This is a genomic window from Streptococcus agalactiae ATCC 13813, from assembly GCF_000186445.1.
Classification (GTDB): domain Bacteria; phylum Bacillota; class Bacilli; order Lactobacillales; family Streptococcaceae; genus Streptococcus; species Streptococcus agalactiae.
Window position 1 is genome coordinate 292,415 of sequence record NZ_GL636070.1, and the last position, 6,537, is coordinate 298,951.

7 protein-coding genes and 3 pseudogenes are annotated in these 6,537 nt (G+C 34.3%); 9 read left to right on the forward strand and 1 reads right to left on the reverse strand.

Annotation, left to right across the window (positions count from 1 at the left end; genetic code table 11):
- The 7 genes and pseudogenes from HMPREF9171_RS111540 to HMPREF9171_RS01000000112915 all read left to right on the forward strand — a co-directional run.
- Positions 1-737: protein rep (locus HMPREF9171_RS111540; protein WP_001871983.1), on the forward strand; the 737-nt coding region annotated here is incomplete at its 5' end.
- Between the two features lie 62 nt (positions 738-799).
- Positions 800-1,105 carry a type II toxin -antitoxin system TacA 1-like antitoxin gene (locus HMPREF9171_RS111535; protein WP_000057278.1) on the forward strand — a complete coding sequence of 102 codons (306 nt, stop codon included), beginning with the start codon at positions 800-802 and terminating at the stop codon, positions 1,103-1,105.
- Positions 1,106-1,404: 299 nt separating this feature from the next.
- Positions 1,405-1,911 carry a hypothetical protein gene (locus HMPREF9171_RS111530; protein WP_000791561.1) on the forward strand — a complete coding sequence of 169 codons (507 nt, stop codon included), beginning with the start codon at positions 1,405-1,407 and terminating at the stop codon, positions 1,909-1,911.
- Positions 1,912-2,532: 621 nt separating this feature from the next.
- A complete protein-coding gene (locus tag HMPREF9171_RS111525; RefSeq protein WP_000428054.1) occupies positions 2,533-2,781 on the forward strand; it encodes a type II toxin-antitoxin system Phd/YefM family antitoxin in 249 nt (82 codons plus the stop codon).
- Positions 2,781-3,098, forward strand: a complete 318-nt coding sequence (locus HMPREF9171_RS111520) for a type II toxin-antitoxin system RelE/ParE family toxin (RefSeq protein WP_000120771.1) — start codon at positions 2,781-2,783, stop codon at positions 3,096-3,098. The genes HMPREF9171_RS111525 and HMPREF9171_RS111520 overlap by 1 nt, the downstream gene beginning before the upstream one ends.
- A 453-nt stretch (positions 3,099-3,551) precedes the next feature.
- Positions 3,552-3,689: a plasmid copy number transcriptional regulator CopA gene (gene copA / locus HMPREF9171_RS111515; protein WP_000746877.1), complete on the forward strand. Its 138-nt coding sequence runs from the start codon at positions 3,552-3,554 to the stop codon at positions 3,687-3,689.
- Positions 3,690-3,747: 58 nt separating this feature from the next.
- Positions 3,748-4,382: pseudogene (locus HMPREF9171_RS01000000112915) on the forward strand (replication protein).
- Positions 4,383-4,607: 225 nt separating this feature from the next.
- Here the strand turns inward: HMPREF9171_RS01000000112915 and HMPREF9171_RS08890 are convergent.
- Positions 4,608-5,222, reverse strand: coding sequence for a hypothetical protein (locus tag HMPREF9171_RS08890; RefSeq protein ID WP_000721502.1), 615 nt, complete (start codon positions 5,220-5,222; stop codon positions 4,608-4,610).
- Positions 5,223-5,814: 592 nt separating this feature from the next.
- Here HMPREF9171_RS08890 and HMPREF9171_RS1000000113245 point away from each other — a divergent pair.
- Both HMPREF9171_RS1000000113245 and HMPREF9171_RS1000000113905 read left to right on the forward strand, forming a co-directional pair.
- A pseudogene (locus HMPREF9171_RS1000000113245) lies at positions 5,815-6,015 on the forward strand (type II toxin-antitoxin system RelE/ParE family toxin); the annotation flags it as partial.
- Between the two features lie 312 nt (positions 6,016-6,327).
- Positions 6,328-6,537, forward strand: a pseudogene (locus HMPREF9171_RS1000000113905) (protein rep); the annotation flags it as partial.

A 6,537-nucleotide genomic window follows, 5' to 3' on the forward strand; every position in this document is an offset into this window, starting at 1 on the left:
AATATCAAGCTTATTTCTGTAAGAATAAGCTTTGTCCAATGTGTAATTGGAGACGTTCAATGAAATATTCTTATCAGACTTCTCGTATTGTTGACGAAGCAATTAAACGAGAATCAAAAGGACGCTTTCTCTTTTTGACATTAACGGTTAAAAATGTTCCTGGAAGTGATTTAAATAAAACATTATCTTCTTTAACACAGTCTTTTGATCGTCTGTTCAGACGAGCAAAAGTTAAGAAAAACCTTATTGGATATCTTCGTTCTGTTGAAGTAACACATAATGAATTGACTAATGAATATCATCCTCATATCCATGTTTTATTAATGCTTAAAATAAGTTATTTCAAAGGTGGAAATTATATTACTCAAAAAGAGTGGGGTGAAATGTGGTCGCAATCTCTTAAGGTTGATTATGTTCCTATGATTGATATAAGAGCAGTTAAAGAAAAAGGCAAAGGTTTAAAAGGAGCTATCCTTGAAACCGCAAAATACCCAACCAAACCTATCAAATTAGAGATGGAAAATAAACAAGTTGTAGATGATTTATATAATGGTTTATATCGAAAAAGACAACTAGGATATGGTGGATTATTTAAAATTATCAAAAAAGAATTAGCTTTAGATGATGCTGAAAATGGAGATTTAATTCATACATCAGAAGATAATGATTCACTTTCTGAAGGAACTAAAATTGTAGCAATTTGGAATGCTATTAAGCAAAATTACTACTTAAAATAGTGTATAGAATTTGTATAACATTTGTATAGTAAGATTGCTATGCACTGTATAGAGAGGAATTTATGGCTCAAATTAATATAAGAGTTACAGATGAGCAGAAAGCCTTAATTAATAAGCTTGCTAAAGAAAACGAAAAATCTATATCAGCGTATATCATCGATAAAATTTGTATAGAATCTGTATATCAAAATGATAGCAAACGTATAGACGAAACTAAAAAAGATGATGAAGGATTAATTTTGTTGCTGATGAAACAATTAGAACAAAAAGATATGCAAATTGAACAACTCCATAAAATAATTTACAACAAAGATACTAAACTTTTAGAGTATGATTCTAAAAAAAGTTGGTGGCAATTTTGGAAATGAAGAATATATTTAAAAAAGTTGGAATTATGTTCCAACTTTTTTGACTAAGAAAATTATTATTTGAGATAGTGTATAAAGAGATTAAACATTATAATTATAATAAACCTAGGTTGGTTTTTTTAGAATTAATTATGTAGTCAGGGTTACATAATTAACCTACAACTCCTTAATTATAGCAAAAAAATAATTATAAAAAAAGACTTGTATTTTTAAAAAAATATAATAAAATTAAAGCGTTAACTAGTTAATGCTTTAATTTTATGCAGCGTTTAGTTTTTTTAAGATTTATGGAGTTTTTTATGAAAAATAAATTATTTAAAATTATAACTACGTCTTTAACTATTGTAACTTTAGGAGGTGTTTTTGTTCCTTCTGCTATTTATGCTAACGAAGTTTTGCAACCAGAAACAGTAGTAAGTTTACCATCTGATATTAATAGAGATCAATTAATTACTGAAATTATATCTGATATTGAAAAAGAAGGGCTCCCTGAGGTTCTGAATGAACGTCCGAAACGCCAGAAAAGGGGAGCTGCCGGTTTAATGGCAACTCTAATTGCTAAGTATGGGGTTAGATATGTAAAAACTCAACTTCCGAAGATAATTTATAAACATATTGGGAAATATGTAGGAAATAAAATTGGTGAAGCAGCGTTTGTTAGGATTTTTGGAAATATCGTAGATTGGGGAACAGGAGCTGCTATAGAACAAGCATTAGCCCAAGCATTACAAGCTGCAGGTATTGATGCTGGCACAGCTAACACAGTTGCTACTGTGACTGTAACTGTAGCTTCATGGCTAATTTAAGAAAAAAATAAAAAAGAGAAAATATATTCTGTATGGTGCTATTTCTGCAGCTTTATTAGCACTTATAAAATATTTTTTCTTTAAGTAACTTGTATTTTTAAGACGAAGCATATTATAAATATGTTTTGTCTTTTTTAGTGTCATTATATTCGATTTTTTTACTTACTTAGCGTTCGTATGATTCTATTTTGTTGTTGTAAATTATTTCAACAACAAAATAGAATAGCAATCATTTAGTCGAGCGTAGCGACAAATTCAGATGACATCATCTCAATAAGGTTTTAGACACCCTAACAAGCCGTTTAAGCGATTTGTGTATACAAATCCGTTGCTTGCCTGAATCAGATTGTAAAATGGCTTAGAAGGCAAATGTGAGCCTTCTGAGAGGTTTTAGAGATAAGTTAAGCGATTTATGCCGAGAAAACTTTAGTCAGTAAGCTGAAGCGATTTAGACTAAAGGTGATTAGTCGTAAGGCTGAAAGACGAACGACTGGACACGTAGTCAAAAAATAGCGAAAGGTTACTTGCTGACTAAAGGAAATTGGAATAAAGGAAGCGGACTTGAAGAAAAAACTATCACGTGCTATAATTAAGTAAAATTTTAAGTAAGTAGGTGAGGCTATGGAAAACATTGTACCTGTATCAGATATGCGTTATTATAATCAAACGCTGAGTGATGTGTCGGTTGGTTCTCAAGTTATTTTGACCCGTAACGGGAAAGCTGAATATGCGGTAGTCGATATTGAAGAATGGAGACGTACGAAAGCAACACTACGCTTGTTTGAGGAATTGCAAAAGGGCTATCGCTCTCTAGCGAATGAAAAGGCTTATACTCCAGATGAGCTTGCGGAACGACTAGGAGTGGACTGATGAGTTACAAAGTGATAACTTCGAGTGAAACAGTCCGAGATATTGAGGAAGCTGTTTTTTACAAAGAGGGTCTGGGAGTTTATCCGGAAAATGTCGTAAAATTCAAGAAAGCTGTCGTTTCAACTATCCGAAAGTTAGTGGATTCACCCAAGATTGGAGCTAATTTGTCAGCAAGAATTGACGAAGAGACCGAGATTAAATATAGCGTGATTGATGACTATATCCTGTTTTACGAACTTGAAGTTGATACTGTTAAGGTGTTGCGATTGTTGCCAGCTAAAACAAACTGGATGAACACCATTCTGAAATATCTGTGATATAATATGCGCGAGGGCACCTCAGCGATACGGTCGGTGGTGTGAACCCTCAAGTGCGTTGGGCAACTGGAAACGGGTAGCTAAAAGGTCACTTTTGTGTGACGGGTGTGGGACTGCCTTCAGTTTTGAACTGTAAAGACCCCGAATAAGAGAAAAAGACCTTTTCAGGTCTTTTTTTAATTTTTGGGAGAGAAAATTTTGGGGTAGATTTTTCGACAGAAAAATCTAAAATCTGGGGGCTACTACGACCCCCCTTATAGTGCCGAGTGCCAAATCCTCAAAAAAAGTGCCTTGAGGCCTTATGCCCCAAGGGTTTGATGGCTTTGAAATCTCGGCGAGTTTTCGGCGAGATTTTAGCGTAATTTTGATAAATTTTAGGGAACAATGCAAAAAAAATTGCATTTAGTGCGCACTTTTGCTAATATAGGCTTATAAAATTTTGAGAGGTGATTCATGAAAAAAAGATTGACGATAACGCTCAGTGAATCTGTGTTTGGGAATCTTGAAAAAATGGCAAAAGAAATGGGCTTATCAAAATCTGCAATGATTTCTGTTGCCTTAGAAAATTACAAGAAAGGTCAAGAAAAATAAAAAAAGCCGTGCTTGGGGCACAGGCTAAACAAAATACTTCTTGGATATATTATACTTTATGGCTAAAGAAAAAGCAAGATACTTTACTTTTTTGCTCTATCCAGAATCGATTCCAATTGATTGGGAGTTGAAGCTTGAAACTCTTGGGGTGCCGATAGCGGTTAGTCCGCTTCATGATAAAGACAAGAGTAATGTAGAGGGGCAGAAATATAAAAAACCTCACTATCATGTGATTTACATTGCTAAAAATCCAGTTACTGCAGATAGTGTTCGTTGGAAGATTAAGAAAAACTTGGGCGAGCAAAGTGTTGCAATGGTTCAAGTTGCGCTAAACGTTGAAAATACATACTTGTATTTGACTCATGAAAGTAAAGATGCGATTGCTAAGAAAAAACATGTTTACGATAAGGTTGATATAAAACTTATCAATAATTTTGATATTGATCGTTATGTGACATTGGACGTGGAAAAAAAGCAGAACTTTTCAACGTGGTAGTTTCTCTCATTCGTGCATATACTCTTCAAAATATTTTCGATTTGTATGATTTTATTGACGAAAATGGAGAGACTTACGGATTAACTATAAATTTGGTTAACGAAGTTATTTCAGGAAAAACTGGTTTTATGAAATTGTTGTTTGATGGAGCATATCAGCGCAGTAAACGAGGGATAAAATCAAGAGCAGAAGAATAAAAAGCGGACCTTGAAGGAAAGGTCCGCTTTTTTGGAAGGGTTACAAACATATGTCAGCTGGGGGGATGTGACCTATGTTTTCCGATTAGTCTAATACCCGTTATTAGTGTAGAAGCGAATAGTAATTGAAGTATATCTAATTTTTCAAGTTTGAAGATATGGTGTGCTGCTAAATGGAATAATAGAACAAATAAAAATGAGGTAATAAAATTTAATGTTATATATTTAAGCCCATGCATTGATTCGACCATTGTTTGGGTGGAAGTCGTTTGCGTCTACCCATTGAGCAACAGCATGTCCTACATTAGCAAAAATATTTATATAATCAAATACACGCTCGAGAGCACCCGCTATCCAACCACTATAAACGCCGACACGCATTGCAGCGGCTTTGGCAACTCTACTTAAAGTAGCTTTAGCTGCTGCTAAACCTTTTTGTTTCACAAGATTACCAATACCACCTACACCTCCAGAAATACTTGCAGCGATTAGGTTTTCTACAACCCAAGCAAATTCATCTACAGTTACACCTTGTCCATCCCATACGCTAGCTCTAAAGGAGTAAGGAGTCAATGTTTGATAGGCTAATTCTTTCATTCTTTCTTCTGTTAGTCCAGGGTAGCGTTTTTTAGCTTCTTGTATTCTCGCATTGAGATCATTTTCTGAAACGGAAATTGGCCGGGATAATTTTTGATCAATTTCATCAATAGCTTGCTGAACTTGTTGTTGTTCATTAATGATTTGATTGGTTTCATTGGCATAAACAATAGCAGGAGCTGTATTTGCGATTGTGAATAAGGATAAAGCTAATGCTATGATGAATCGTTTGATTTTTTTCATAATCTAAAATACCTTTCTGTTTTTATTTTGTTATCTGTGCCTTTTATTTAGGATTTATGCTTATCTCCTTTCTAACCCAAATAAAATGTTTTCGCTTTTATTTTAAACCTTTTGGGGATGAAAATCAAAGAAAGATAATAGATTGCCCATCGCTGATTCGCACGATTGTTGTCTGGCAAGACTAGACATTTACCCCAAGAAGTAGTACCAGATCAGGTTGAAAAGTCCAAAAAAGAGACTATGAAAAGGTATGCGAAAGTGTGTTAAAACCGTATGATTTTGTATGTTTTAGTGTGTTAGGTGGTTAGTTAGGAAGTGTGTAAAAGTAGGTGAAACCGAGAAAAATGCTATCACTGGAAACGTTGATACTATCAACTCCACACGATATGTGGGGACAGTTTCCCTTATGCTCTTTTCAAGGGCTAAAGGGGGAATTTACTGATGAGGAAAAATAAGGGGTTTGGGTTCTCCCGAAAATCAGCTTTTAGTTCAAAACTGATGAAGCATGTGATAAACTTACTGGTAAGTGGTCGACCACATGCTACGCTTGCCGGAAGAAAAATAAGCAGATAAGGAGCGAAAACAAGCTGTTGTTTCGGCTATCCGAAAGTTAGCGGATTCTCCCAAGATTGGGGCTAATTTATCAGCAAGAATTGACGAAGAAACCGAGATTAAATATAGCGTGATTGATGACTATATCCTGTTTTACGAAATTGAAGCTGATACCGTTAAGGTATTGCGATTGTTGCCGGCTAAAACTAACTGGGTTAATACGATTCTGAAATACCTGTGATATAAAAAAGACCTGTTAAGGGTCTTTTTTGGGTGAATTTTGAACGAAGTGAAAAAAGAGGGCTGAGAAGCCCTTAGAAACCCTCGAAGAGGGTTTCTACTTATCTTGATACTTTTAGAAATAACTCTCATGCTAAAAAGAGTCTCTCTACCATAATTAAACCCTTGGTATTATTGGATTTTTAGCACAAAAAAAAGCTTGATTCTCAGTCAAAACTTTGATATGATTTAGTCACCACAACAAAAACATAGAAAGAGAGATGAGTACAAACTTTTTTTGTGAATTAATTCTTTTTTGTACTCCAATTATAACATGGTAAATGAACTAAATCAAGAGGAAGTTCTTAGAGATAAAAACAGTAAAGGTAAGGATAGAGATTGGCGAGGTCGCAAAATCATGAGCTTGAAATTAGCTGATGTCTTTGAGAATTTAGGGTATAAAAAATCAATGATTGAACGTGTTCAATCATGTGGTGAAGTTTTAAACTTTATTCGTCATTCAGACGGTTCTTTAAAATTATAT